Raw genomic sequence first — 24,710 nt, 5'->3', positions numbered from 1 at the left:
TAAATGGAATCATTATGAAATCAAAGAACTTGACCACAATGATCATCTTGGGTTTGATAATAGGTATTATTGTCGGGTTTTTAATAAATTCCTTTAGCAGTCCTGACTTTGCCAAATCATACTCATCTGAAATATCCATCTTTACCGATATTTTTCTGCGTTTAATTAAAATGATTATCGCGCCATTGATTATCTCAACCTTAGTGGTCGGGATTGCCAAAATGGGTGACGCCAAAACGTTAGGGCGCGTTTTCTCCAAAACGCTGTTCCTGTTTATTTGCGCGGCATTCATTTCAATTCTGCTTGGCTTGGTGGTGGTTAACCTCCTCAGACCGGGCGATGGCATCAATTTCGTGGCAGCAAGTGCCAGTGCTGTTGACGGTATTGCTCCAGTTCCTTTCTCCGCTAAAGTGTTTATTTCGCATGCCATTCCGACCAGTATTGTTGATGCAATGGCGCGCAATGAAATCCTGCAAATTGTTGTTTTCTCTATTTTTATGGGGATTAGCCTTTCCGCTATCGGAGAGAAAGCGCAACCTATCGTTGCTGTGCTAGATTCGCTGGCGCACCTGATGTTGAAACTGACCGGTTATGTCATGTTATTTGCGCCACTGACCGTATTTGCTGCTATCTCAGCGATGATTTCTGAGCGCGGGATGGGCGTATTAGTCAGCGCCGGTATCTTTATGGGTGAATTCTATTTCACTCTGGGATTGCTGTGGCTCATTTTAATTGGCTGCTCAATTGTGCTGATTGGCCGCTGTACACTTCGATTAATAAAAGGTATCAGCGAACCAGCACTGTTAGCCTTTACCACTTCAAGTTCCGAAGCGGCTTTCCCCGGTACACTGGAGAAACTGGAGGAGTTTGGTGTTTCTAACAAAATTTCCAGTTTTGTTCTGCCTATTGGTTATTCGTTCAACCTGGTCGGCTCCATGGCATATTGCTCATTTGCCGTCATCTTTATTGCTCAAGCATGCAATATACATCTGAGTATGGGCGAACAAATCACTATGCTATTAATCCTAATGCTGACATCTAAAGGTATGGCTGGTGTTCCTCGTGCATCATTAGTGGTTATCGCCGCAACTTTGAGCCAATTTAATATTCCGGAAGCGGGTTTAATTCTATTAATGGGCGTTGACCCCTTCTTGGATATGGGCCGTTCGGCAACTAACGTAATGAGTAATGCAATTGGTGCGGCACTGGTTGGGCGTTGGGAAGGAGAACATTATGGCGAAGGTTGCCGTGGTATTGCCAAGGTGAGTGCTGAAGAAGAATTAATTGAGACAGAAACTCTGCTTGCTCAAGAGGCTTTCACTCTCGAAGCATCCGCGAAATAGCACCACAAATATATTTGCATCACGCGAGCAATATCAAAAGCCCGGGCTGAAGTCAGCTTGGGTTTTTCATTGTGTAGTATGCAATTTCTGTATTTGAGGGGAGTTACTGAGGCACTTGATATAATGGTGGGTCGTGCGGGATTACTCGTCCTACGGACTCGCCCTTCGGGTCAACGCCGCGCGTTGCTGTCTCGCTTCGCTCGGCTCGAACCTGAACGCAGGTTACTCATATCATACTGATACTCGCCCTTCGGGCCAACGCAAGCGTTGTTCAAAACTGACATGCAGTTTTGTCTCACCCACACGTTTTGTGTAGTATGTGATTCTGGTTTTGAGGGAGCTACTAAGGTATTTGATATAATGGTGGGTCGTGCGGGATTACTCGTCCTATGGACTCGCCCTTCGGGTCAACGCTACGCGTTGCTGTCTCGCTTCGCTCGGCTCGAACCTGAACGCAGGGTCTCACCCACACGTTTTGTGTAGTATGCAATTTCTGTATTTGGGGGGAGTTACTGAGGCACTTGATATAATGGTGGGTCGTGCGGGATTCGAACCTGCGACCAATTGATTAAAAGTCAACTGCTCTACCAACTGAGCTAACGACCCATTATATAACTGAGAGTAAGAGAAGTGGTGGGCGATACCAGATTCGAACTGATGACCCCCTCCGTGTAAAGGAGATGCTCTACCAACTGAGCTAATCGCCCACTTCTACTACTTTTAATACTTTAAAACCAATGAGAGATGAGTGGTGGGCGATACCAGATTCGAACTGATGACCCCCTCCGTGTAAAGGAGATGCTCTACCAACTGAGCTAATCGCCCTCATCTATCTCATTTTACTGCATAACTCTTACTACAAAACACGTCGAGATTGGTGGGCGATACCAGATTCGAACTGATGACCCCCTCCGTGTAAAGGAGATGCTCTACCAACTGAGCTAATCGCCCCGCCGTGTTGTTGGAGTCGCATTATAGGGATAGTTCGAAGTGAGTCAACGGTTTTTAAAACGAAAACAATCGTTCGCCGCAAATTTAAACAGGATGCGATATTTATCGCCGCTGTGGGCGTTTCTTTAGGCATATCTATCAGTAATCATCAATTGCATGCCGGTAACATCGTTGAGGAATTACTTCAGGGTGGTAGAATGTCGCCTACTTTTTCGAATTTAGAGCAACTGTCAGCGTCTGCTGGCCGGCGTAGCGTAATAAGGCATCGATCCCAATGAAAATCAAAACCCGTTTTGCACCCAGTCCTACCGGCTATCTTCACGTCGGTGGCGCACGAACCGCACTCTATTCCTGGTTATTCACCCGTCATTTGGGTGGTGAATTTGTTTTGCGCATTGAAGACACTGATCTTGAGCGCTCAACTCAGGAAGCTATCGACGCCATTATGGACGGTATGAACTGGCTAAATCTGGATTGGGATGAAGGCCCGTATTTCCAAACCAAACGTTTCGATCGCTATAATGCTGTTATTGACCAAATGTTGGAAAATGGCACCGCGTATAGATGCTATTGCTCTAAAGAGCGTCTGGATGAGCTGCGTGAGACTCAAATGGCGAATGGCGAAAAGCCTCGCTACGATGGTCGCTGCCGTGACAGCCAATGTACTCATGGTGCCGATGAGCCTTCAGTAGTGCGTTTTCGTAACCCGCAGGAAGGTTCTGTCATTTTCGATGATAAAATCCGTGGGCCAATTGAATTCAGCAACCAAGAGCTAGACGATTTAATTATTCGCCGTACAGATGGTTCGCCAACCTATAACTTCTGTGTGGTCATTGATGACTGGGATATGGAAATCACCCATGTCATTCGCGGTGAAGACCATATCAACAACACCCCTCGTCAAATCAATATTCTGAAAGCATTAGGCGCGCCAGTTCCTGAATATGCCCACGTTTCAATGATTCTGGGTGATGATGGCAAGAAGCTGTCTAAACGCCACGGTGCAGTCGGTGTCATGCAATATCGCGATGACGGCTATCTGCCGGAAGCTCTGCTGAACTATCTGGTGCGTTTGGGTTGGTCTCATGGTGATCAGGAAATTTTCTCCGTAGCCGAAATGACCGAGTTATTCACCCTGGATGCGGTTAGCAAATCAGCCAGTGCTTTCAATACTGAAAAACTACAGTGGCTGAATCATCACTATATCAACAGCCTGCCACCTGAACATGTTGCTGTACACCTGTCATGGCAAATTGAGCAACTGGGAATTGATACCCGCAATGGCCCTGAGTTAGCAGAGATTGTTAAACTGCTGGGTGAACGTTGCAAGACACTGAAAGAGATGGCCGAGTCTTGCCGTTACTTCTATGAAGAGTTTGACGAGTTCGATGCTGACGCAGCGAAAAAACATTTACGCCCAGTTGCACGTCAACCACTTGAAGCAGTTAGAGCTAAACTTGCAGCAATTACTGAATGGACAACTGAGAACGTCCACAACGCCATTCAGGGCACTGCAGATGAGTTAGGTGTAGGTATGGGTAAAGTTGGCATGCCGTTGCGTGTTGCTGTCACTGGAGCGGGCCAATCACCGGGTATGGATGTCACTGTCCATGCTATTGGTCAGGCGCGTTCGCTGGCTCGTATTGATAAAGCACTCGCCTTCATCAGCGAGCGCGAAGCTCAGCAATAAAATTGCCTATTTTCATGCTGGCAAGGTGGCTTATCCGAGCCACCTTTTTTATGTCTGATAACCGTCAAACTATGAATCACATCCCGTTTATTATGCTGTTTGCTCACTGATTTGGCGGCTTTTTCAGCGCTTAGCGCGAGAAATGGAATTAGCCGTTGACACTGTTTCAGTGGTTTCATATCATGCGCCCCGTTCACACAATTTATTATGTGCGCATTGGGGCTATAGCTCAGCTGGGAGAGCGCTTGCATGGCATGCAAGAGGTCGACGGTTCGATCCCGTCTAGCTCCACCAAATTTTCTGATTTGATGATCTAGTCAAGCCAGTTAAATTAGTGGCATCATAGATAAATCAGTACGAACAACCACATTTGTGGGGCTATAGCTCAGCTGGGAGAGCGCTTGCATGGCATGCAAGAGGTCGACGGTTCGATCCCGTCTAGCTCCACCACCATTTAAAAAACCGGCTTAGGCCGGTTTTTTGCTTTTCAATATTTGCCACAATCAGGCTCCAATTTTATCTTCTCTGCTGCTATCCTGTTGACTCGCCAAGCTCACTGATTAAGTGAATAGACAAGAGATAACCGAGGGAATAGCTAATGGACCCGCAGCAGCAAATCATTCAATGGCTTCATGCTGACCCTTATCGGATGCGCGCACTGTTTATTGCTCGTGAACTCGGCTTACATCAGTGGTGCCTGGCTGCAGGTTTTGTCCGTAATCTGGTGTGGGATAAACTGCATGGCTACACGTCACCCACGCCACTCAATGATATTGATTTAGTCTATTTTGATGAGGAAGATGCCAGCGAACAGCGCGATTTGCAGCTCGAGAAGCGGTTGTTTCAAACGCCACCTTTTCAGGATATGCCCTTTCCGTGGTCGGTGAAAAATCAAGCCAGGATGCACCTGCACACCGGGCGCTGGCCCTATACCAGCATGGAAGATGCCATCAGCTATTGGGTTGAAGTCGAAACCGCCATTGGTGCTAAACTCAATAATAATGGCGATATTGAATTAATTGCGCCACTCGGCCTGGATGCACTATTTGCCAAAACCATCACGCTAAATCCCAAAAACGGTGAAATTGATACCTACAACCAAAGGGTCAATAGTAAAGGTTGGCTGCAACATTGGCCGCAATTAAAGTTGGTAGTGTAGCGGTGCCAAATCATATTATTGCGTTCAAAAAAGGACCAACTGATAAGAAAGCGATAAGCAAGTGATAAGATTGCGCAAACCCTCCCCCGGAAGCTAAAGTTTAATTTTCCCTCGACGATATCTATTATTCCACCTCCGTTTTTCTAAGGAATAATGATGTCGAATACTATCTCTACCGCATCTGTGTCTGTAAGCAGCAGTAGCTCTTCGGACACCAGTAGCGCTGCACAGATTAAATCTCTTAATCAAGAGATCCAAAAACTCACTGAAAAATTAAGCACCTTAAAAGATTCGGGTTTGACTGCTGATGAGCTACAAAAACAGCAGCAACAAATTCAGAGTCAAATTGCAGCACTGCAAGCTCAAGTCGCTCGTATTGAAGCAAAAGAGGCCGAAAAAACTAAAGAGGGTGATAATAATACCGTGAGTGCGAATGCACCGACCGGTGATGGGGTAAACCGCCCTTCAGCCCAGAACCAGATTGACGTTTATATTTAATGAGGTTTTACCCTACAAGCAAGACAATGGCGATGAACAGAGTGCCGCCCATCGCCATATTTTAGAGTACTGGATTAACTGCGCTTGAGTGGTTTGACCAAACTATCCAACCCTTCAATCTTAATTGCCAGTGTCATCTCCATTAACATGCCCAACTTGCCCTGCGGAAACTCCCCTTTACGGGCGAACCACAGCAGATACTCTTCAGGCAAATCAATTAATACCCGCCCTTGATATTTACCGAAGGGCATCCGGGTATTGGCAATCTCAAGCAAATTTTCTTTTTCCATACCACTCGCCCTCAGGATTGTAATTATTCGCCTAATAAACGGATCATTTCAGCTTCATCAATCACGGTAATCCCAAGTTCCTGCGCTTTAACCAATTTTGATCCCGCAGCTTCACCGGCGATCACCAGATCGGTCTTTTTCGAGACGCTACCACTCACTTTAGCGCCCAAAGCCGTCAGACGATCTTTGGCTTCGTCGCGTGAGAGAATAGTGAGCGAGCCGGTCAGCACCACGGTTTTACCGGCGAATGGGCTGTCTATCTCTTCGGCAATGATTTGCTGCGGCTCAGGCCAACTGATCACTTTTTCGAGCGCGTCGATCACCTTCTGATTATGTTCTTCACTCAGGAAGTTAAGCACGTGTTTAGCCACCACCTCACCGACATCCGGCACACTTTTTAATGCTTCGATATCTGCCGCCCGAAGATTATCCAGATTACGGAAATGAGCGGCCAAATTGGCGGCGGTGGCCTCACCGACTTCGCGAATTCCCAACGCATAGAGGAAGCGCGCAAAAGTGGTCTGCTTCGCCTTCTCCAACGCCACAATCAGATTTTGTGCGGATTTTGGCCCCATCCGATCAAGACCGGTTAATTTGCCCGCAGTCAAAGTGAATAAATCTGCCGGGTTCTCGACATACTGTTTTTCCACCAGTTGCTCGATAATTTTGTCGCCCATACCGTCCACATCCAACGCCCGACGTGAGACAAAGTGCTTCAGCGCTTCTTTACGTTGCGCTGCACAGAATAAGCCACCGGTACAGCGAGCAACCGCCTCACCCTCAACCCGCTCGATATCAGAGCCGCATACCGGGCAATGTTCGGGGAAAGTAATCTCTTTGGCATCCTGAGGGCGCTGTTCCAGCACTACACCCACCACTTGTGGAATAACATCACCGGCCCGGCGGACAATCACGGTATCGCCAATACGCAAGCCAAGACGCTCAATTTCATCGGCATTATGTAGCGTCGCATTGCTGACAATCACGCCAGCAACCTGTACCGGTTCCAGACGAGCCACTGGGGTAATAGCGCCGGTGCGCCCTACCTGAAACTCCACTTCACGAACTTGCGTTATCTGCTCTTGTGCCGGGAATTTAAATGCCGTTGCCCAGCGCGGTGCGCGGGCCACAAAGCCCAGTTGCTCTTGCAAATCGAGAGAATCAACCTTGATAACCACACCATCAATATCAAAACCTAAACTGGCGCGGTCTTGTTCAACTTGGCGATAAAAAGCAATAACCTGGTCACTGCCAGTGCACAATTTGACTCTATTGCTGACCGGCAAGCCCCAGGCTTTGAATTGCATCAACCGCTGAATATGGCTGCGCGGCAGCTCGCCACCATCCAATAAACCCACACCGTAGCAGAAGAAAGTTAATGGCCGTTTAGCAGTGATTCGCGGGTCAAGCTGGCGCAACGAGCCCGCCGCCGCATTGCGTGGATTGGCAAAAACTTTGCCCCCTTTGCGACGCGCCTCTTCGTTAAGTTGCTCAAACCCAGCCTGTGGCATAAACACTTCACCACGCACTTCGACTCGCCGTGGGATGTTATCTCCATGCAAGCGCAGGGGAATAGCACGAATAGTGCGCACATTGACGGTAATATTCTCCCCGGTGGTGCCATCACCACGAGTCGCTGCCCTGACCAGTTCGCCCTCTTCATACAATAAACTGACCGCCAAACCATCGAGCTTCAGTTCACAACAAAATGTCAGGGGTTCTGCGGTTTTCAGCCGGTCATGCACCCGTTTGTCGAATGCCAGATAACTCTCTTCATCGAAGACGTTATCAAGAGACAGCATCGGGACTTCATGTTTAACCTGGTCAAAGGCATCAAGTGGCGCAGCCCCAACCCGTTGCGTCGGAGAATCATTGGTGATCAGCTCAGGATGTTGTGCTTCCAAATCACGCAATTGCTGCATCAGGCGGTCATATTCAGCATCAGGGATCTCTGGTGCATCCAACACATGGTATTGATGTTCATGATGGCGCAATGAGGTTCTTAGTTGATTAATTTGCTGAATTATCGATTCCATGGCTCACCATCAAAGATAAAAAACCCCCGGCATGCGGGGGTTCGGGTTAATTCGATTCATTGCGGGGCAACGTTATCAGGCGCTTGCGTTTGCATCCAACACTTCGCGGATGCGGGCCTTATACGTTTCCAGCTTTTGCGGGGTCATCATGCGGCGTTCATCATCCAACACCACACCGCCAACATCATCGGCAATACGCTGGGCTGATTGTAGCATTAGCTTGAAGTTCTGATTAGCATCGCCATAAGACGGCACCATCATAAACATTGATACACCCGGCGTTGAGAAATCAGACATGGTATCGGGATCAAAAGAACCCGGTTTTACCATATTCGCCAAACTGAACAATACTGGGCCGCTGCCTGCCGGGCTAAGGTGACGATGGAAAATACCCATTTCACCGAATTGGAAACCAGACTGAAGCACACTCTGTAGTAGCAATTCGCCACCCAGAGCACCGCCGTGATGCGCGGCTACATGCAGCACTAAAACAGTCTCTTTCAGTTTTTGCGGTTTCACCTCTGGAGCAGGAACAGCTGGCTCTGGTTGCGATTCCACATGTTGTGGCGCGACCCGAGGTGCATGTTCCGCCACATGCTGCGGTTCTGCGTGTCGCGGTTGTGAATAAGGTTCTTCAACCGAACCAAGCAAAGGATCACGCTGTGATTCATGCGGTGGTTGCTCAGCAGATAGCCCACCCAATAGCGGGTCGTCATATTCTGTCTGCACTGAAGCAAAAGGTTTTTGACGAGGTTCCGCCTTAACCTGTGCCGGTTTAGTTTCAGTATGCTGAATAACCGGCATGTCTTCATCGTCATCATCAATGTGACTAAACGAAGGCTTCTCTTGTGGATGAGCAGTGCGGACGCGCACTTCTCCTACCCCTTCATCAAGACTCTCAATCGGGGTTTCAACACGTTCTTGTTTCAGACGTTTAACTGGGCGATCGCGAAAAAGTGATGAGCGTTCTTTACGGCTGGTCCATAAACCATGCAATAACAACGCTATTATGGCGATCGCGCCAACAACGATTAATATCAGACGCAAATCCTGCATCATTACTATCTCTGTTGTTCCAATACATTGCCACCGCGGCAAACATTCACCCTTTAACTCTATTTCCCAACGAACACAAGTGCAAGTCCGTGCTCAATTTTCTTCGAAGAAAGATGATTATGCTAGATGTTTTGCTTATTTTTTGTACAAAACGTGACTATGCAGTGGGAAATCATACCGATATGATACATGAGTCAATAAGCTAACAGAGAACTCAATGGCATGGCGTATACGCAAAAAGCGGTAAAAAAGGTCAGTGGTATCCATTATTTTGCTCAAGGATGGCAGTTAATTTCCCGTCCGGGCATCCGGCGATTCGTGATTCTACCCTTACTGGTGAATATTCTGCTGATGGGAGGCGCTTTCTGGTGGTTATTCAACCGGATAGGTGACTGGGTTCCGCAACTAATGAGCCATGTTCCTGACTGGTTACAATGGCTAAGTTATTTACTGTGGCCGGTAATGGTCATTTCGGTGCTGCTGGTATTCAGTTACCTGTTCAGCACCCTTGCCAATTTCATCGCCGCCCCGTTTAACGGTTTGTTGGCCGAACAATTGGAGGCCAGTCTGACCGGAAAGCCCCTACCGGATACCGGCATCATGGGCATCGTGAAAGATTTGCCGCGCATTATGGCGCGTGAATGGCGAAAATTAGCTTATTACTTGCCACGGGCACTGGTGCTGTTGCTGTTATATCTGATCCCGGGGATTGGCCAAACACTGGCTCCTGTTCTATGGTTCCTGTTTAGTGCTTGGATGTTGTCGATTCAATATTGTGATTATCCTTTTGATAACCATAAAGTGAGCTTCCAGCACATGCGCAGTGCATTACGTCAAAATAAAGTTGATAACCTGCAATTTGGTGCGCTAGTGAGCTTATTCACTATGATCCCGTTCCTGAATCTGGTGATTATGCCAGTAGCGGTCTGCGGGGCCACGGCTATGTGGGTTGATCGCTACCGCGACCAGTTTATTCAACCGCCGCGCTAATTTTCTGTGGGCGTGCTGGTCACGCCCTTGTTATTGGGATTAAAACTTATTTCCTAATAACATATCGATATACCAATTACTTACTTCCATAGCCATACTGTTAGCGTATGCTTTGAACGTTTCCTACATTTTCATAGAGTTAAAGGACGGGCTATGAGCAAGATATATGAAGACAACTCTTTAACAATCGGCCATACGCCGTTGGTTCGTCTGAACCGTATCGGTAACGGACGCATTTTGGCGAAGGTTGAATCACGCAATCCAAGTTTCAGCGTTAAATGCCGTATCGGTGCCAATATGATTTGGGATGCCGAAAACAAAGGCATTCTGACCGAAGGCAAAGAATTGGTAGAACCGACCAGTGGTAATACCGGCGTTGCTCTGGCATTTGTTGCCGCAGCGCGTGGTTATAAATTAACACTGACCATGCCTGAAACCATGAGCATTGAGCGCCGTAAGTTATTAAAAGCGCTGGGTGCCAATCTGGTGCTGACTGAAGGTGCCAAAGGGATGAAAGGGGCGATCGCCAAAGCTGAAGAGATCCAAGCTACCGATCCAGACCGCTATATTATTTTGCAGCAGTTCAGTAACCCGGCCAACCCGGAAATTCACGAGAAAACCACCGGCCCAGAGATTTGGGAAGATACTGATGGTGAAGTGGATGTCTTTATTGCCGGGGTGGGTACTGGCGGTACGCTGACTGGCGTCAGCCGCTACATCAAAAACACCAAAGGCAAAGCAATTACCACGGTAGCTGTTGAACCAACCGACTCACCAGTTATCACGCAAGCATTGGCTGGCCAAGAGATCAAACCGGGCCCACATAAAATTCAGGGGATTGGTGCGGGCTTCATTCCCGGCAACCTCGACCTGAGTTTGGTTGACCGTGTGGCTTTAGTGACCAATGACGAAGCTATCTCTATGGCTCGTCGTTTGATGGATGAAGAAGGTATTTTGGCCGGTATTTCCTCCGGTGCAGCCGTGGCTGCTGCGGTTAAGCTTTCTGAAGAAGATGGCTTTACTGACAAAACAATTGTGGTTATTCTTCCCTCCTCGGGTGAGCGTTACTTAAGCACAGCATTGTTTGCAGATTTGTTCACTGAGCAAGAACTGCAACAGTAGTGATGCTGTCGCACTAAATGCTAAAAAAGCACCCGCATGGGTGCTTTTTTTGTGGCGCGCTTCAAAGTTTTTACTACATAAAGATTGATTTTACCCTCTGGGTTTAGTATTTAACCGGTCAATTATTTTGATACGCGAAATTAATCGAGTATTGAGCGCCTCTCTGGCTGAATCGATTTATCAATTATGCAACATAACAAAAAATGTCATCACTTAACGCTGATTGAAGACATAACGCAAAGAGAGCATTATTCTTAGAAGTAGCAGTTTCGATTTTAGGCCTGAACTCAGGTTGCATCGGAAACTGTCTTTGTGACTTACCTGTAGTTGAGGCATAGTCATGCGCGAGTTGAAAGATGTCGTTATACGCGCACCAATACAGGCTAAAGTTTAGGTTTTACACTAAACTTTAGCTCCACAACATAAATCCAATAAGTTGGGGAAATACAATGTTCCAGCAAGAAGTTACTATTACTGCACCAAACGGTCTTCATACCCGCCCTGCTGCCCAGTTCGTAAAAGAAGCAAAAGGCTTTGCGTCTGAAATTACTGTGATCTCTAACGGTAAAAGCGCCAGCGCTAAGAGCCTGTTCAAACTGCAAACTCTGGGCCTGACCCAAGGTACTGTTGTTACGATCTCTGCTGAAGGCGAAGATGAGAAGAAAGCTGTTGAGCATCTGGTAAAACTGATGGCAGAGCTTGAGTAATCACGCGCGCTTTTTTAGTTAACACCAGTCAAGAGTAAGGTAGGGTTATGATTTCAGGCATTTTAGTATCACCGGGTATCGCTTTTGGTAAAGCACTTTTACTGAAAGAAGATGAGATTGTCATCAACCGGAAAAAGATCTCTGCTGACCAAGTGGAGCAGGAAGTCGAGCGTTTCAAAACTGGGCGGGCTAAAGCGGCCGAACAGTTGGAAGCGATTAAGACCAAAGCTGGCATAAGCCTGGGCGAAGAGAAAGCTGCCATCTTCGAAGGGCATATCATGCTGTTGGAAGACGAAGAGCTTGAGCAGGAAATCATAGCCCTCATCAAAGATGAGCATGCAACTGCTGATGCAGCCGCTTATTCAGTGATTGAAGGGCAAGCAAAAGCCCTGGAAGAGCTGGATGACGAATACCTGAAAGAACGTGCAGCTGACGTACGTGATATCGGTAAACGCCTGCTGAAGAACATTCTCGGTCTGACTATTGTCGATTTAGGTGCTATCCAGGATGAAGTGATTCTGGTTGCAACCGATCTGACGCCGTCAGAAACCGCGCAGCTTAATCTGGATAAAGTGTTAGGGTTCATCACCGATTTAGGTGGTCGCACTTCTCACACCTCCATTATGGCTCGTTCGTTGGAATTACCGGCTATCGTCGGCACCAGCGATGTGACCAAACAAGTCCAAAATGGCGACTATTTGATCCTCGATGCGGTAAACAACAAAGTCTATTTAAATCCGACTGCCGATGTGATTGAGCAGTTGAAAGCGGTGAATGCTCAATACATCACCGAGAAAAACGATCTGGCCAAACTGAAAGACCTGCCTGCTATTACCCTTGATGGCCATCAGGTTGAAGTGGTTGCCAACATTGGTACCGTGCGTGACATCGCCGGTGCTGAGCGTAATGGCGCTGAAGGTGTCGGTCTGTATCGTACCGAATTCCTGTTCATGGACCGCGACTCACTGCCTACTGAAGAAGAGCAGTTCCAGGCTTATAAAGCTGTTGCGGAAGCCATGGGTTCTCAGGCAGTTATTGTCCGTACCATGGACATCGGCGGTGACAAAGACCTGCCGTACATGAACTTGCCGAAAGAAGAAAACCCATTCCTGGGCTGGCGTGCAATCCGTATTGCTATGGATCGCAAAGAGATTCTGCATGCACAGCTGCGCGCGATCTTGCGTGCCTCCGCGTTTGGTAAATTGCGTATCATGTTCCCGATGATCATTTCGGTTGAAGAAGTGCGCGAGCTGAAAGCAGAACTTGAACTGCTGAAGAGCCAACTACGTGAAGAAAACAAAGCCTTCGATGAAACTATCGAGGTCGGTGTGATGGTGGAAACACCAGCGGCGGCGGTCATCGCTCGCCATTTAGCTAAAGAAGTTGACTTCTTTAGTATTGGGACAAACGATCTAACTCAGTATACTCTGGCAGTAGATCGTGGCAATGAGCTGATTTCTCATCTCTATAATCCAATGTCGCCATCGGTATTGGGCCTGATCAAACAGGTTATTGATGCATCTCACGCTGAAGGTAAGTGGACCGGTATGTGCGGTGAACTTGCTGGTGATGAACGTGCTACACTGTTGCTATTGGGCATGGGGCTGGATGAGTTCAGCATGAGTGCGATTTCGATCCCACGCATCAAGAAAATTATCCGTAATACGAATTTCGAAGATGTGAAGGTGTTGGCAGAGCAGGCATTGGCTCAACCAACAGCGAAGGAATTGATGGATTTGGTTACCACATTCATTGAAGAAAAAACGCTCTGCTAATTCCACGATACTGGAACGCTGCCCAATATAAATACTTAGGAGAAGATCATGGGTTTGTTCGATAAACTGAAATCATTGGTTTCAGATGATAAAAAAGACAGTGGTACTATTGAGATCGTAGCTCCGTTGTCTGGTGAGATCGTCAACATCGAAGATGTTCCTGATGTTGTGTTCGCAGAGAAAATCGTTGGTGATGGTATTGCTATCAAGCCTTCAGGCAATAAAATGGTTGCACCTGTTGACGGCACCATCGGTAAAATTTTCGAAACTAACCATGCTTTTTCTATCGAATCAGACAGCGGCATCGAGCTGTTCGTCCACTTCGGTATTGATACTGTTGAACTGAAAGGCGAAGGCTTCAAGCGCATCGCTGAAGAAGGGCAGCGCGTCAAGAAAGGTGATGTGGTTATTGAGTTCAATCTGGCCCTGCTGGAAGAGAAAGCCAAGTCTACCTTGACGCCGGTTGTTATCTCTAACATGGACGAGATTAAAGAGCTGATTAAACTCTCTGGTAGTGTCACTGTGGGTGAGACACCTATTATTCGTATCAAAAAGTAATTTTATACGAATGAAAAAAACGGCGCCTAAGGGCGTCGTTTTTGTTGGTCAAACATAGCATACGTTTAATCGGTGGTAGCCCAGCGCGGTATCCGCAGAGTAATCACCAACCCACCCTGCTCACCATTTCGGGCCTCAACCTGGCCGCCATGCGCCAAAACCACTTTCCGTGTAATGGCTAAGCCCAACCCGTAACCTTTGCCAGACATGGCTGACTTGACGCGCACGAAAGGGTCGAAAATACTGGATAGCTTACTTTCCTCCACGCCCGGCCCTTGGTCTGTAACCTGAATCTGGTAGCTCCGCTCACTAGGCGAAAGTGTCACGGTAACTTGCTGACCATGACGCGAGAAACGCAGCGCATTGCGGACAATATTATCAATTGCCCGCCGCATCAGCTCAGCATTGCCTTTGACGGTGTAGCCAACTTGCGGTGTGACCTGCAATAGGATCTCAACCCCCGGAACCTGTGCTTCATAACGGGCATCATTGACCACCACTTTCACTAATTCATGTAAATCAAAATACTCTTCGTCATCGGCTATACTGTGATTCTCGGCGCGAGAAAGTGCTAATAACTCACCAATCATCTTATCCAGCCGTTCCGATTCGTGCTCAATGCGCTGTAATGAGTTCTCGACGTTCACCGGGTTCTGGCGCGCCAAACCAATCGCCAATTGCAAACGCGCCAATGGCGAGCGCAACTCATGAGAGACATCATGCAGCAACTGTTCGCGGGCGCTGACCAGAGCCTCCAGCCGCTCGGCCATGGAGTCAAAATCCCGCGCCACTTCCGTCAGTTCATCATGCCGTCGGCGCATCACCGGTAACAGCCGCACCGACAAATCGCCCTGTGCTACCCGCTCGAAACCGGCACGTAGCTGGCGCATAGGTCGCGACAGGTTCCACGCCAATAATGCGCTGAAGAACAGCCCCCCCAGCACGCCCATCCAAATCATTGGAATGGGAATGTTCAGTATTTCATGGCGGCTCTCGCCACTACCGTCCTGCTGATTGACCGCCCGTAATCCATCAATATCGTAACTGATACGATAATTTTGACCCTCTGGGCCGGTGACCCACGTCGTGACTTCCCTACTGTAGAACTCGGGTTCACGGCCTCTAGGTGGCCGCGCCTTATTGGGCGGCTCTTCTGTTGCTACGGGTACCTCAGTCGCAGGCAAGACAGAGAAATAGTTTTTATCTGCCTCTGACCAATGGGTCATCATATTATTTAGCGCAGGTAAGCCGCCGGTATGGAGTATCGAGGCCGCTGACGCGACCTGCAATTTGGCGATCTGGCGCACCATCTCACGCTCTGGTGGTTCATGACGATTGCCATAGAAGGAAAATACCACCCAGAGCATCTGAGTCATTAAAATAAAGGTCAGCCAAAATCCTAATAGGATTTTCCAAAACAACCGTCCGCGCATATCTTATCGACTCCACCAATAGTTATTATCTGATGCGATAGCCAATGCTACGTACCGTTTCAATATTTAGTGTGTTGCCCGGTAAGGCCGCCAGCTTTTGTCTGATATTGCTGATATGCACATCGACACTACGGTCATAGGCTTCCCGTGGTCGTCCTAGCCCTTTATCGGACAATTCATCTTTGGTGACGACGCGTTCCGGTGAGCGCAGCAGAAGTTCCAGTAAATTAAACTCCGAAGCGGTTAAATCGAACGGTTTACCTTGCCATTCACTGCTACGGGTCGACGGGTTAAGGGTCAGGTCACCCTGAATGATGACACTGTCATTAGTGGATGACACATCAGGATGCTCGTCGAAGCGGCGTAATACTGCGCGCAGCCGTGCCACTAACTCGCGTGGATAGCAGGGTTTGGGCATGTAGTCATCTGCCCCCATCTCCAGGCCGATAACCCGGTCAATGTTGTCGCCTTTGGCTGTCAGCATAATAATAGGTAAACGGCTTTTTTTACGCACTTGCCGTAATACATCAATGCCACTCATATCAGGCAACATAATGTCGAGGATCAAGGCGGTATACTCCCCGGACAAGGCACCTTCAATACCCGCTCTGCCGGTTAATACCAGTTCGGCGTTAAACCCCTCGCCATTCAGGTATTCCCTCAACATCGTGCCCAGTTCAACATCATCATCGACTAACAAAATTTTCATCTATTCACTCTCCTGCCTGATTTTGGCTATTTTCATGCCTATTTGACTCGCGCGCAGCCGGTTTTACTCAATCCTTACATATTCTTGAGTTTCACTTAACTCACACTTATCGGGCCTTGGCGGTAAATTATCCCCCTGCATTTCGCTGCACTATTTTCTTAATTGTGGTTCAAGGATCTTTGATTGATTATGCAACAGGTTACCGGGTCGAAACGACGCCTTATCGGGCTGGCTATTGTGCTGCTGGTCGCCGGCGGTGTACTGCTCTTTAGATTGATGTCACCAGCAGATAAACCTGGGTTTATTACTGCCCCGGCAGAGATTCGCACTCTGGAGCAAACTGTACTGGCTGATGGCACCATCAAAGCACAAAAACAGGTCACGGTGGGTGCTCAGGTCTCGGGGCAAATTAAAGCCCTCCATGTCACCCTAGGACAACAGGTTGAAAAAGGCCAGTTAGTGGCTGAAATTGATGACCTTACTCAGCAAAATGCCCTAAAAGATGCGGAAGAAGCCCTAAAAAATGTGCTAGCTCAACGGGCTGCAAAAGTCGCGACGCAAAAAAATAATCAGTTAACCTACCAACGCCAGCAACAGATTCTCGCTAAAGGGCTGGGGGTTCGAGCTGATTTTGATAGTGCCAAAGCAATATTAGAGAGCACACAAGCCGAAATTAACGCGCTGGATGCACAAATTGCCCAGGCAGAAATTGCCGTCAGCACTGCCAAACTCAATCTTGGTTACACCAAAATCAACTCGCCGATTGCCGGGACAGTGGTCGCCATCCCGGTTGAAGAGGGGCAAACAGTCAATGCGGTGCAAAGTGCGCCGACAATCATTAAAGTCGCGCAGCTCGACACCATGACGGTAGAAGCACAGATTTCTGAAGCTGATGTGGTGAAAGTCAAAGCCGGGATGCCGGTTTACTTCACTATTTTAGGCGAACCCGCAGAGCGGTTCAGCGCAACACTGCGGGCGATAGAACCTGCGCCTGACTCAATCAATGATGAAACCACCACCACCTCAACATCAAGTAGCAGCTCTAGCTCTTCTACCAGTACCGCCATTTACTATAACGGCTTGTTTGATGTCGCCAACCCGCATGGAGCATTGCGTATTTCGATGACTGCGCAGGTGTATATCGTGCTGCATAAAGCCGAGGACGCCGTGGTTATCCCTGCGACCGCGCTGGAGAGTAGTAATGGGCACTATCAGGTACAAGTCGTTGATGAAAAGGGGAAAATAAGCCGTCGAGCCGTTACCGTCGGGATAAACAATAATGTCGATGCTCAGATTCTCTCTGGCGTGCAAGCCGGGGAGCAGGTCATTGTCAGTCAGGCAAATGCCGCCTCCTCCAACAGTAAGGCCCAACACATGGGGCCACCAATGGGGATGTAACTGATGCCAGATATCAACCAAAATAAGATTTTACTGCAACTCAATAACGTTAGCCGTTGGTTTAGTATTGGCGATAAAGCCACGGGTGAAGCAACCGTTCGAGTATTAAAAAATATCAATCTAACCATTCACCGTGGCGAAATGGTGGCCATCGTCGGGGCATCCGGCTCCGGTAAATCAACCCTGATGAATATTCTCGGGTGCCTGGATAAACCCAGCTCAGGTGAGTATCTGGTGGCTGGGCGTATTCCTTTGCATCTGGATAGGGATGCATTAGCTGAATTACGCCGCGAACACTTTGGTTTTATTTTTCAGCGCTACCATTTACTGAATGATTTAAATGCGCGAGAAAATGTTGAGATTCCGGCGATTTACGCGGGCATTGAGCGCGAGGAGCGGCGTCAGCGGGCAACTAACCTATTGTCACGCCTTGGGCTGGCAGACCGGCTGGATTATCGCCCAAGCCAGCTTTCTGGTGGGCAGCAGCAGCGAGTCAGTATTGCCAGAGCACTGATGAATGGCGGAGAGGTGATTCTGGCCGATGAACCTACCGGCGCACTCGATACTCATAGCGGCAATGAAGTATTAAATATTCTCAAGAACTTACATCGGCAAGGCCATACGGTCGTTATTGTCACTCATGACATGTCGATTGCTGAACATGCTCAGCGAATTATCGAACTTCGAGACGGTGAAGTCATTGCTGATAGGCAAAAGCCGCAAGTTGCATCAGCAAAAATAGAGCCGCAAGTGAGCGACCTTGAAAAAGATTCAGACATCACCAATAAAGCTCCGCTATCCCCTTGGAGAGCACAGTGTGACCGCCTGCAAGAAGCATTCAGAATGGCCTTGCTGGCAATGTCATCGCAACGTCTGCGCACCCTATTAACCATGCTGGGGATTATTATCGGCATTGCTTCTGTGGTCTCGGTGGTGGCGCTGGGCAAAGGGTCGCAACAGCAAGTTCTGGCGAACATCAGCGCCATGGGCACCAGCACATTAGAGATTTTCCCCGGTAAAGATTTCGGTGATATGCGCTCTGCGGCAATTCACACATTGCGGGCCACCGACGCCGATGCACTGGCGCAGCAAGGCTATATTCACAGCGTCACCCCGACAGTCGCCACCAGTGCCACGCTGCGCTATGGCAATAAGTCAGTGAGCGGCACGGTAAATGGGGTTGGCGAGCAATATTTTTTGGTGCGCGGTTATACCATCGACCAAGGAATGGCGTTTAACCGCACCAGTGTCAATAACCTGATGCAGGAAGCCGTGATTGATGAAAACACCCGCGATAAACTGTTCCCTAATGGCGAAACAGCGCTTGGAAAAGTCATTTTACTCGGTTCACTGCCCTGCCGAGTGATTGGTGTCGCGGCCAGAAAACAGAGTGGATTTGGCAGCGACGAGAATCTCAACGTGTGGATCCCTTATACCACCGCCATGAAACGTATGATCGGGCAGTCCTATTTGAAAAGCATCACCGTGCGCGTGAACGATGATATCGATCTGGCTAATGCCGAACAGGGGGTGAGCAAGCTGCTGACGCAACGCCACGGGACACAGGATTTTTTCGTCATGAACACCGACAGTATTCGTCAAACCATTGAGAAAACCACCTCAACGATGACATTGCTGGTATCAATGATAGCGGTTATTTCATTGGTGGTCGGTGGGATTGGGGTGATGAATATCATGTTGGTTTCAGTCACTGAGCGCACCCGAGAGATTGGCGTACGCATGGCAGTAGGGGCGCGTGCCAGCGATATTATGCAGCAATTTTTAATTGAGGCGGTGCTGGTGTGTCTACTGGGTGGGTGTCTCGGGGTGGTGTTATCTCTGGGGATTGGCTTGGTATTCAGTCAATTCAGCAGTAACTTTTCGATGGTTTACTCGGCTACATCCATTATTACGGCGTTTATCTGTTCCAGCTTGATTGGCGTGATCTTTGGTTTTTTCCCCGCCAAGCGGGCGGCAGAAATGGACCCGATCAGGGCACTAGAGCGGGAGTAGAATCAGTTATTCGATCGGCTGATATTCGACTGGCTCTCTTTACCGCGCTGCAGCTTCAAAAGAGTCGGGCCACTGGACGGCGGCCCAAACTCTCGCGCCAGTATTTTTAGTCAAAAACCCCAGTCGATAAATAGCGATCTCCGCGGTCGCATATAATCGCCACAATCACTGCGCCGGGGTTTTCAGCCGCCACTTGTAAGGCTCCGGCGACGGCTCCGCCGGAACTGACGCCACAGAAAATCCCCTCCTCCGTTGCCAGACGGCGCATGGTCTGTTCGGCGGAGAGTTGACTGATATCCAGGACGTGATCCACCAGTTCGGGGCGGAAAATTCCCGGCATATATTCTGCTGACCAACGGCGAATCCCCGGAATACTGCTACCTTCCGCCGGTTGTAGGCCAATGACCTTAACCTGTGAGTTTTGGCTTTTCAGGTACTGGCTAACACCGGTAATGGTGCCGGTGGTACCCATGCTGGAGACAAAATGGCTCACTTCACCGGCGGTTTGTTGCCAAATCTCTGGCCCGGTGCCAATGAAATGCGCATACGGATTATCGGTATTATTAAACTGATCCAGCACCTTACCTTGCCCATCAGCCTGCATCATTAATGCCTGATCGCGCGCGCCTTCCATACCTTGCTCGCGGCTGACCAAAATAAGCTCTGCTCCGTAGGCGCGCATGGCGGCCTGCCGCTCCTGACTCATGTTTTCCGGCATCAGTAATTTCAGCCGATACCCTTTCATGGCGGCGATCATCGCCAATGCAATGCCGGTATTCCCGCTGGTTGCCTCAATCAATACATCACCCGGCGCAATTTCCCCACGTAGCTCGGCCTGCTGGATCATGGCGAGTGCCGCGCGGTCTTTTACCGAACCCGCCGGATTATTACCTTCCAGTTTTACCCAAATTTGGGCATTCAGCCCTTGGCTCAAGCGCTGCAGTTTTACCAGTGGTGTATTGCCGATGCATTGTTCAAGGGTCGTCACGTTAATTACCTATTAAATACCCTTCCTCGGCGGTTTTCGCAGCCACTTCAAGGAGGGAGGGTATGATTCTGTGTCTACAAAAAGAAGAAAAACTTATCAGGCGCTTTGGGCTAAAGCAATGGGTTGCAATAATTGATCGCCAGAATATAAGCGGGCATTTAATCCGCCAACATAGTAGCGATTGCCGCGTACCGGGGCGTCAATATTGCCCTCTGGCAGCACAACACTGATCGGATCTTGATGCCAGCCAATAGGTTGCACTGTCAGTTGCCAGAAATGGCCGCGTGGGCTGACTTCCAGTACCTGAACCGGCAATGGGCAGCGGTCACTGGATTGTGTGCTGACTTCCATCTCCCAAGGGCGCAGGAATAAATCGACACTGCCCTGATGCATCGGCGCTAAATCCAGCGGCCAATGATGGGCACCGATAAACAGTTGTGAGCCACGAATTTCACCACTCAGGCGGTTAACTTCACCGAGGAATTCCAGCACAAAACGGGTGGCAGGATCACGCCACACTTCATCTGGCGTCCCGACCTGCTCAATATTGCCCTGACTCATCACCACCACGCGATCCGCCACTTCCATGGCCTCTTCCTGATCATGAGTCACAAAAACACTGGTGAATTTCAGTTCTTCGTGTAGCTGGCGCAACCAGCGGCGCAACTCTTTACGCACCTGTGCATCCAGCGCACCGAAAGGCTCATCCAGCAGCAGGATTTGCGGCTCAACCGCCAACGCGCGAGCCAAAGCAACCCGCTGTTTCTGGCCGCCAGAAAGTTGAGAGGGATAACGGTTAGCCAGATGGCCTAATTGCACCATCTCCAACAACTGCGCCACTTTCTGCTTGATCGCCGCGGCATTCGGGCGTTCGCGCCGTGGTAATACCGTCAAACCGAAGGCAATGTTATCGAACACGGTCATATGGCGGAACAGAGCATAATGCTGGAACACAAAACCGACGCGCCGATCCCGTGCATGTAGGCGGCTGACGTCAGTACCGTGAAAACTTAAGCGCCCGGCATTCTGGTTCTCTAGCCCAGCGATGATGCGCAACAGGGTTGTTTTCCCCGAACCGGATGGGCCAAGCAGAGCCACCATCTGACCAGAAGGAATATCCAGTGAGATGTTGTTCAGTACTTTGGTGCGACCAAAATACTTGCTGATATTATCAATCTCAATGCTCATGCTTTTGCTCCTGTTCGAGACGAATGACTTGACGCGCTAAGCGCCATTGCAGGCCACTTTTCAGAAAAAGGGTTACGATTGCCATCAAGGTTAATAATGCGGCGGCAGTAAATGCCCCGGCCGTGTTGTAATCCTGATGCAGCAACTCAACTTGCAGCGGTAAGGTGTAGGTCTCGCCACGAATAGAACCGGATACCACAGATACTGCGCCAAACTCGCCGATGGCACGGGCATTGGTCAACACCACGCCATACAGCAGCGCCCAGCGAATATTAGGCAGCGTCACACGACGGAACATCTGCCAGCCAGAAGCGCCGAGTAACACCGCCGCCTCATCTTCCTGACTGCCCTGACTCATCATCACCGGCACCAATTCGCGTACCACAAACGGGCAGGTGACAAAGATGGTCACTAGCACCATGCCGGGCCACGAGAACATCAATTGGATGTCGTGAGAGTCCAGCCAGCCGCCCACCATGCCGTTTGAGCCGTAAAACAGCAGGTACATCAAACCGGCCACCACTGGCGAGACAGCAAACGGGATATCAATTAACGTCATCAATAACTGGCGACCGGGGAAGACAAATCGGGTTACTAGCCAAGCCAGCACCACGCCAAACACCAGATTGACCGGGACAGTAATCAGCGCGACCAAAACCGTCAGCCAGATGGCGTGTAGCATATCGGGGTCGACTAAATTCTGAACCACCACCTCAAACCCTTTCGAAAAGGCGGTGATGAAGATCCACACCATCGGGATCACCAACAGTAAAAACGAGAACAGCGCGCCAATGGCGATTAGCGTCCATTTACCCCAGTTAATCGGCGGACGAGCCACGCCGTTAAATTCCGAGATATCAGCCATTAGTGCCCGCCTATCCGCCGACCAAAGCGGCTTTGTAAGGTGTTAATACCAAACAGCAGCACCAGTGAAACCGCCAAAATTACGGAGGCGATGGCACTGGCTGCCGGGTAATCAAATTCTTGTAAGCGGATGAAAATCATCAGCGAGGTCACTTCGGTTTTCCACGCGATATTGCCAGCAATAAAGATAACTGCGCCGAACTCACCCAGACTGCGAGTAAAGGATAATGCCGTGCCCGCTAACAATGCCGGAGCCAGTTCTGGCATCACCACTAAACGGAAACTTTGCCAGCGGCTGGCGCCCAAGGTTTCTGCCGCTTCTTCATATTCTGGCCCTAACTCTTCCAATACCGGCTGCACCGTGCGCACCACAAATGGCAAGCTGGTGAAAGCCATAGCGACGGCAATCCCAAGCCAGGTAAAGGAAACTTTGATGCCGAACTCGTTTAACCAAGCACCGTACCAGCCGGTGGTGGAGAACAGTGTTGCCAGTGTCAGCCCTGCTACCGCCGTCGGCAGCGCAAATGGCAAGTCCATCAAGCCATCCAGTAAACTGCGGCCGGGAAATTGATAGCGCGTTAAGATCCAAGCCATCAACATGCCAAATACCGCATTAAATACACTCGCCACGCCCGCAGCCAGTAAGGTCACTTTATAAGCGGCGACCACCTGAGGGTTAGTAATCACCTCCCAGTATTGCGCCCAACTCATCTGGGCGACCTGCATCACTAATGCACTGAGGGGTAATAACAAGATCAGGCAGGTGTAAAGCAGGCTGCTCCCAAGACTGAGGGTAAATCCGGGCAGAACCCGTTTACTGGATGCCGACAACATTACTGATGCCCTTCCGCTAACAATTTATCCAACTCACCACCGGTCACGAAATGGGTACTCATCACTTGTGGCCAGCTACCAAACTGCTCTTCAACACGGAATAATTTGGTTTCCGGGAATTGAGATTTAGCCGCTTCCATTGCCGCTTTGTCATAGACGCGGTAATTAAAGCTGGTGATAACCTGCTGTGCCGGAGGGCTGTAAAGGTAGGTGAGGTAAGCAATGGCGGCTTTTTCAGTGCCATTCTTCTCAACATTTTTATCCACCCAAGCCACTGGGAATTCCGCCAAGATATCGACCGGCGGAACAATCACTTCATATTTGTCACTGCCATACTCTTTGCGGATGTTGTTCACTTCAGATTCAAAACTGATCAGCACATCACCCAAACCGCGCTCAACGAAAGTGGTGGTTGCACCACGGCCGCCAGTATCAAATACCACCACGTTTTTCAGAAAACGCTTCATCCAGTCGCGGGTTTTAGCTTCATCCTGACCATTAGCTTGCTGAGTCGCACCCCACGCCGCCAGATAGGTGTAACGGCCATTACCTGAGGTTTTGGGATTCGGGAACACCAGTTTGACGTCCTCGCGCACTAAATCATCCCAACTGTGAATATTCTTAGGATTGTCTTTGCGCACCAAGAAAGCCATGGTGGAGTAGAATGGCGAGCTGTTATTTGGCAGGCGAGCTTGCCAGTCAGCCGGGATCAAATTGCCGCGGTCATGCAAAATTTGCACATCCGTCACTTGGTTGTAGGTCACCACATCCGCTTTTAGCCCCTGCAAGATAGCCAGCGCTTGCTTGGAGGAACCGGCATGGGATTGCTTGATAGTCAGTTTGTCACCGGGATTTTGTTGTTCCCATTGTTGCTGGAAACCCGGATTCAATGCGGTGAATAACTCGCGGGAGACATCATAAGAGCTATTGAGCAACTCAGTGGCAGAGACTGTTGCACTGCTGAAAATTAACGCGCTTAATAAGGCGGCACGGGTTAATCCTTTACGGGTACTTTTCGTCACTGAATTCTGTTTCATTCTGCACCTTATTCACTGAGTTTATTCACCAAGCATTTGCCATTCATTACGAATGATGAGCTGTAATATGT

General features: G+C 49.2%; 21 protein-coding genes, 6 tRNA genes and 2 other RNA genes. 13 read left to right on the top strand and 16 right to left on the bottom strand.

The features are described 5' to 3' along the window. Positions 1-14: 14 nt before the first annotated feature. The gene (locus tag N0H69_RS09475) at positions 15-1,343 is read left to right on the top strand and encodes a dicarboxylate/amino acid:cation symporter (RefSeq protein WP_050109372.1); all 1,329 of its coding nucleotides are present in this window, start codon (positions 15-17) and stop codon (positions 1,341-1,343) included. 124 nt (positions 1,344-1,467) lie between these two features. On the opposite strand, the gene N0H69_RS09470 is transcribed toward N0H69_RS09475, so the two are convergent. The 6 genes from N0H69_RS09470 to N0H69_RS09445 all read right to left on the bottom strand — a co-directional run bounded on the left by N0H69_RS09470 (position 1,468) and on the right by N0H69_RS09445 (position 2,294). Next, a non-coding RNA gene (locus tag N0H69_RS09470) (RtT sRNA) lies at positions 1,468-1,594 on the bottom strand. Between the two features lie 110 nt (positions 1,595-1,704). Further along, positions 1,705-1,829: non-coding RNA, RtT sRNA (locus tag N0H69_RS09465), on the bottom strand. 44 nt (positions 1,830-1,873) lie between these two features. Further along, positions 1,874-1,949, bottom strand: a tRNA-Lys gene (locus N0H69_RS09460). A gap of 25 nt (positions 1,950-1,974) precedes the next feature. Then, a tRNA-Val gene (locus tag N0H69_RS09455) sits at positions 1,975-2,050 on the bottom strand. A gap of 42 nt (positions 2,051-2,092) precedes the next feature. Then, positions 2,093-2,168 (bottom strand) — tRNA-Val (locus N0H69_RS09450). A 50-nt stretch (positions 2,169-2,218) separates the two neighbouring features. Next, positions 2,219-2,294, bottom strand: a tRNA-Val gene (locus N0H69_RS09445). 274 nt (positions 2,295-2,568) lie between these two features. Between N0H69_RS09445 and gltX the strand changes: the two genes are divergently transcribed. The 5 genes from gltX to N0H69_RS09420 all read left to right on the top strand — a co-directional run bounded on the left by gltX (position 2,569) and on the right by N0H69_RS09420 (position 5,641). Next, positions 2,569-3,984 (top strand): glutamate--tRNA ligase, encoded by a 1,416-nt coding sequence (gltX, locus tag N0H69_RS09440; RefSeq protein ID WP_050151941.1) that lies wholly within the window; start codon positions 2,569-2,571, stop codon positions 3,982-3,984. A gap of 218 nt (positions 3,985-4,202) precedes the next feature. Further along, positions 4,203-4,278, top strand: a tRNA-Ala gene (locus N0H69_RS09435). An 80-nt stretch (positions 4,279-4,358) separates the two neighbouring features. Then, positions 4,359-4,434, top strand: a tRNA-Ala gene (locus N0H69_RS09430). A gap of 148 nt (positions 4,435-4,582) precedes the next feature. Then, on the top strand, positions 4,583-5,143 hold the full coding sequence (locus tag N0H69_RS09425) for a nucleotidyltransferase family protein (RefSeq protein ID WP_050109370.1): 561 nt from the start codon (positions 4,583-4,585) through the stop codon (positions 5,141-5,143). A gap of 156 nt (positions 5,144-5,299) precedes the next feature. Further along, the gene (locus N0H69_RS09420; RefSeq protein ID WP_050109369.1) at positions 5,300-5,641 is read left to right on the top strand and encodes a FlxA-like family protein; all 342 of its coding nucleotides are present in this window, start codon (positions 5,300-5,302) and stop codon (positions 5,639-5,641) included. 74 nt (positions 5,642-5,715) lie between these two features. Here N0H69_RS09420 and N0H69_RS09415 read toward each other — a convergent pair whose 3' ends face one another. The 3 genes from N0H69_RS09415 to zipA all read right to left on the bottom strand — a co-directional run bounded on the left by N0H69_RS09415 (position 5,716) and on the right by zipA (position 9,026). After that, positions 5,716-5,931 (bottom strand): DUF3820 family protein, encoded by a 216-nt coding sequence (locus N0H69_RS09415; RefSeq protein WP_004712620.1) that lies wholly within the window; start codon positions 5,929-5,931, stop codon positions 5,716-5,718. Between the two features lie 23 nt (positions 5,932-5,954). Next, entirely contained in the window at positions 5,955-7,967 is a 2,013-nt protein-coding gene (ligA, locus tag N0H69_RS09410; protein WP_050109368.1) for an NAD-dependent DNA ligase LigA, read from the bottom strand. Between the two features lie 75 nt (positions 7,968-8,042). Beyond that, a complete protein-coding gene (gene zipA, locus N0H69_RS09405; RefSeq protein ID WP_050122870.1) occupies positions 8,043-9,026 on the bottom strand; it encodes a cell division protein ZipA in 984 nt (327 codons plus the stop codon). 219 nt (positions 9,027-9,245) lie between these two features. Between zipA and cysZ the strand changes: the two genes are divergently transcribed. The 5 genes from cysZ (at position 9,246) to crr (ending at position 14,175) form a co-directional block, all read left to right on the top strand. Then, positions 9,246-10,013 (top strand): sulfate transporter CysZ, encoded by a 768-nt coding sequence (gene cysZ, locus N0H69_RS09400; RefSeq protein WP_050109366.1) that lies wholly within the window; start codon positions 9,246-9,248, stop codon positions 10,011-10,013. Between the two features lie 153 nt (positions 10,014-10,166). After that, positions 10,167-11,135, top strand: a complete 969-nt coding sequence (gene cysK, locus N0H69_RS09395; RefSeq protein WP_050109365.1) for a cysteine synthase A — start codon at positions 10,167-10,169, stop codon at positions 11,133-11,135. A gap of 449 nt (positions 11,136-11,584) precedes the next feature. Then, positions 11,585-11,842, top strand: coding sequence for a phosphocarrier protein Hpr (ptsH, locus tag N0H69_RS09390; protein WP_004393588.1), 258 nt, complete (start codon positions 11,585-11,587; stop codon positions 11,840-11,842). A 47-nt stretch (positions 11,843-11,889) separates the two neighbouring features. Further along, entirely contained in the window at positions 11,890-13,617 is a 1,728-nt protein-coding gene (ptsI, locus tag N0H69_RS09385) for a phosphoenolpyruvate-protein phosphotransferase PtsI (protein ID WP_004712629.1), read from the top strand. Positions 13,618-13,665: 48 nt separating this feature from the next. Then, the gene (gene crr / locus N0H69_RS09380) at positions 13,666-14,175 is read left to right on the top strand and encodes a PTS glucose transporter subunit IIA (protein ID WP_004392561.1); all 510 of its coding nucleotides are present in this window, start codon (positions 13,666-13,668) and stop codon (positions 14,173-14,175) included. A 65-nt stretch (positions 14,176-14,240) separates the two neighbouring features. Here the strand turns inward: crr and N0H69_RS09375 are convergent, their stop codons facing one another. Together N0H69_RS09375 and N0H69_RS09370 are read right to left on the bottom strand one after the other, a co-directional pair. After that, positions 14,241-15,608, bottom strand: coding sequence for a sensor histidine kinase (locus tag N0H69_RS09375; RefSeq protein WP_050151940.1), 1,368 nt, complete (start codon positions 15,606-15,608; stop codon positions 14,241-14,243). Between the two features lie 25 nt (positions 15,609-15,633). After that, on the bottom strand, positions 15,634-16,317 hold the full coding sequence (locus N0H69_RS09370; RefSeq protein ID WP_050109363.1) for a response regulator transcription factor: 684 nt from the start codon (positions 16,315-16,317) through the stop codon (positions 15,634-15,636). Between the two features lie 189 nt (positions 16,318-16,506). On the opposite strand from N0H69_RS09370, the gene N0H69_RS09365 reads away from it, so the two are divergent. Both N0H69_RS09365 and N0H69_RS09360 read left to right on the top strand, forming a co-directional pair. Continuing rightward, positions 16,507-17,715 (top strand): efflux RND transporter periplasmic adaptor subunit, encoded by a 1,209-nt coding sequence (locus tag N0H69_RS09365; protein ID WP_050151939.1) that lies wholly within the window; start codon positions 16,507-16,509, stop codon positions 17,713-17,715. A 3-nt stretch (positions 17,716-17,718) separates the two neighbouring features. Continuing rightward, positions 17,719-19,728 carry a MacB family efflux pump subunit gene (locus N0H69_RS09360; protein ID WP_050151938.1) on the top strand — a complete coding sequence of 670 codons (2,010 nt, stop codon included), beginning with the start codon at positions 17,719-17,721 and terminating at the stop codon, positions 19,726-19,728. Positions 19,729-19,834: 106 nt separating this feature from the next. On the opposite strand, the gene cysM is transcribed toward N0H69_RS09360, so the two are convergent. From cysM to N0H69_RS09335, 5 genes are all read right to left on the bottom strand, one after another. Beyond that, a complete protein-coding gene (cysM, locus tag N0H69_RS09355) occupies positions 19,835-20,716 on the bottom strand; it encodes a cysteine synthase CysM (RefSeq protein ID WP_050145504.1) in 882 nt (293 codons plus the stop codon). Between the two features lie 96 nt (positions 20,717-20,812). Further along, positions 20,813-21,904, bottom strand: coding sequence for a sulfate/thiosulfate ABC transporter ATP-binding protein CysA (cysA, locus tag N0H69_RS09350; protein WP_050122876.1), 1,092 nt, complete (start codon positions 21,902-21,904; stop codon positions 20,813-20,815). Further along, positions 21,894-22,769, bottom strand: a complete 876-nt coding sequence (gene cysW, locus N0H69_RS09345; protein WP_050122879.1) for a sulfate/thiosulfate ABC transporter permease CysW — start codon at positions 22,767-22,769, stop codon at positions 21,894-21,896. Before cysW ends, cysA begins: the two co-directional genes overlap by 11 nt. After that, the gene (gene cysT / locus N0H69_RS09340) at positions 22,769-23,602 is read right to left on the bottom strand and encodes a sulfate/thiosulfate ABC transporter permease CysT (RefSeq protein ID WP_049610602.1); all 834 of its coding nucleotides are present in this window, start codon (positions 23,600-23,602) and stop codon (positions 22,769-22,771) included. Before cysT ends, cysW begins: the two co-directional genes overlap by 1 nt. Beyond that, positions 23,602-24,639 (bottom strand): sulfate ABC transporter substrate-binding protein, encoded by a 1,038-nt coding sequence (locus N0H69_RS09335; RefSeq protein ID WP_050132833.1) that lies wholly within the window; start codon positions 24,637-24,639, stop codon positions 23,602-23,604. Before N0H69_RS09335 ends, cysT begins: the two co-directional genes overlap by 1 nt. Between the last annotated feature and the right edge of the window lie 71 nt (positions 24,640-24,710).

Source organism: Yersinia alsatica, assembly GCF_025133195.1.
GTDB classification, from domain to species: domain Bacteria; phylum Pseudomonadota; class Gammaproteobacteria; order Enterobacterales; family Enterobacteriaceae; genus Yersinia; species Yersinia alsatica.
Note: the sequence above shows the minus strand (reverse complement) of the source record. Positions and strands in the feature narration are given on the sequence as shown.

Bases quoted from the DNA above. Each gene is read 5' to 3' on its own strand.
- N0H69_RS09475 (WP_050109372.1), top strand. From the start codon at position 15: ATGAAATCAAAGAACTTGACCACAATGATCATCTTGGGTTTGATAATA.
- gltX (WP_050151941.1), top strand. From the start codon at position 2,569: ATGAAAATCAAAACCCGTTTTGCACCCAGTCCTACCGGCTATCTTCAC.
- N0H69_RS09425 (WP_050109370.1), top strand. From the start codon at position 4,583: ATGGACCCGCAGCAGCAAATCATTCAATGGCTTCATGCTGACCCTTAT.
- N0H69_RS09420 (WP_050109369.1), top strand. From the start codon at position 5,300: ATGTCGAATACTATCTCTACCGCATCTGTGTCTGTAAGCAGCAGTAGC.
- N0H69_RS09415 (WP_004712620.1), bottom strand. From the start codon at position 5,931: ATGGAAAAAGAAAATTTGCTTGAGATTGCCAATACCCGGATGCCCTTC.
- ligA (WP_050109368.1), bottom strand. From the start codon at position 7,967: ATGGAATCGATAATTCAGCAAATTAATCAACTAAGAACCTCATTGCGC.
- zipA (WP_050122870.1), bottom strand. From the start codon at position 9,026: ATGATGCAGGATTTGCGTCTGATATTAATCGTTGTTGGCGCGATCGCC.
- cysZ (WP_050109366.1), top strand. From the start codon at position 9,246: ATGGCGTATACGCAAAAAGCGGTAAAAAAGGTCAGTGGTATCCATTAT.
- cysK (WP_050109365.1), top strand. From the start codon at position 10,167: ATGAGCAAGATATATGAAGACAACTCTTTAACAATCGGCCATACGCCG.
- ptsH (WP_004393588.1), top strand. From the start codon at position 11,585: ATGTTCCAGCAAGAAGTTACTATTACTGCACCAAACGGTCTTCATACC.
- ptsI (WP_004712629.1), top strand. From the start codon at position 11,890: ATGATTTCAGGCATTTTAGTATCACCGGGTATCGCTTTTGGTAAAGCA.
- crr (WP_004392561.1), top strand. From the start codon at position 13,666: ATGGGTTTGTTCGATAAACTGAAATCATTGGTTTCAGATGATAAAAAA.
- N0H69_RS09375 (WP_050151940.1), bottom strand. From the start codon at position 15,608: ATGCGCGGACGGTTGTTTTGGAAAATCCTATTAGGATTTTGGCTGACC.
- N0H69_RS09370 (WP_050109363.1), bottom strand. From the start codon at position 16,317: ATGAAAATTTTGTTAGTCGATGATGATGTTGAACTGGGCACGATGTTG.
- N0H69_RS09365 (WP_050151939.1), top strand. From the start codon at position 16,507: ATGCAACAGGTTACCGGGTCGAAACGACGCCTTATCGGGCTGGCTATT.
- N0H69_RS09360 (WP_050151938.1), top strand. From the start codon at position 17,719: ATGCCAGATATCAACCAAAATAAGATTTTACTGCAACTCAATAACGTT.
- cysA (WP_050122876.1), bottom strand. From the start codon at position 21,904: ATGAGCATTGAGATTGATAATATCAGCAAGTATTTTGGTCGCACCAAA.
- cysW (WP_050122879.1), bottom strand. From the start codon at position 22,769: ATGGCTGATATCTCGGAATTTAACGGCGTGGCTCGTCCGCCGATTAAC.
- cysT (WP_049610602.1), bottom strand. From the start codon at position 23,602: ATGTTGTCGGCATCCAGTAAACGGGTTCTGCCCGGATTTACCCTCAGT.
- N0H69_RS09335 (WP_050132833.1), bottom strand. From the start codon at position 24,639: ATGAAACAGAATTCAGTGACGAAAAGTACCCGTAAAGGATTAACCCGT.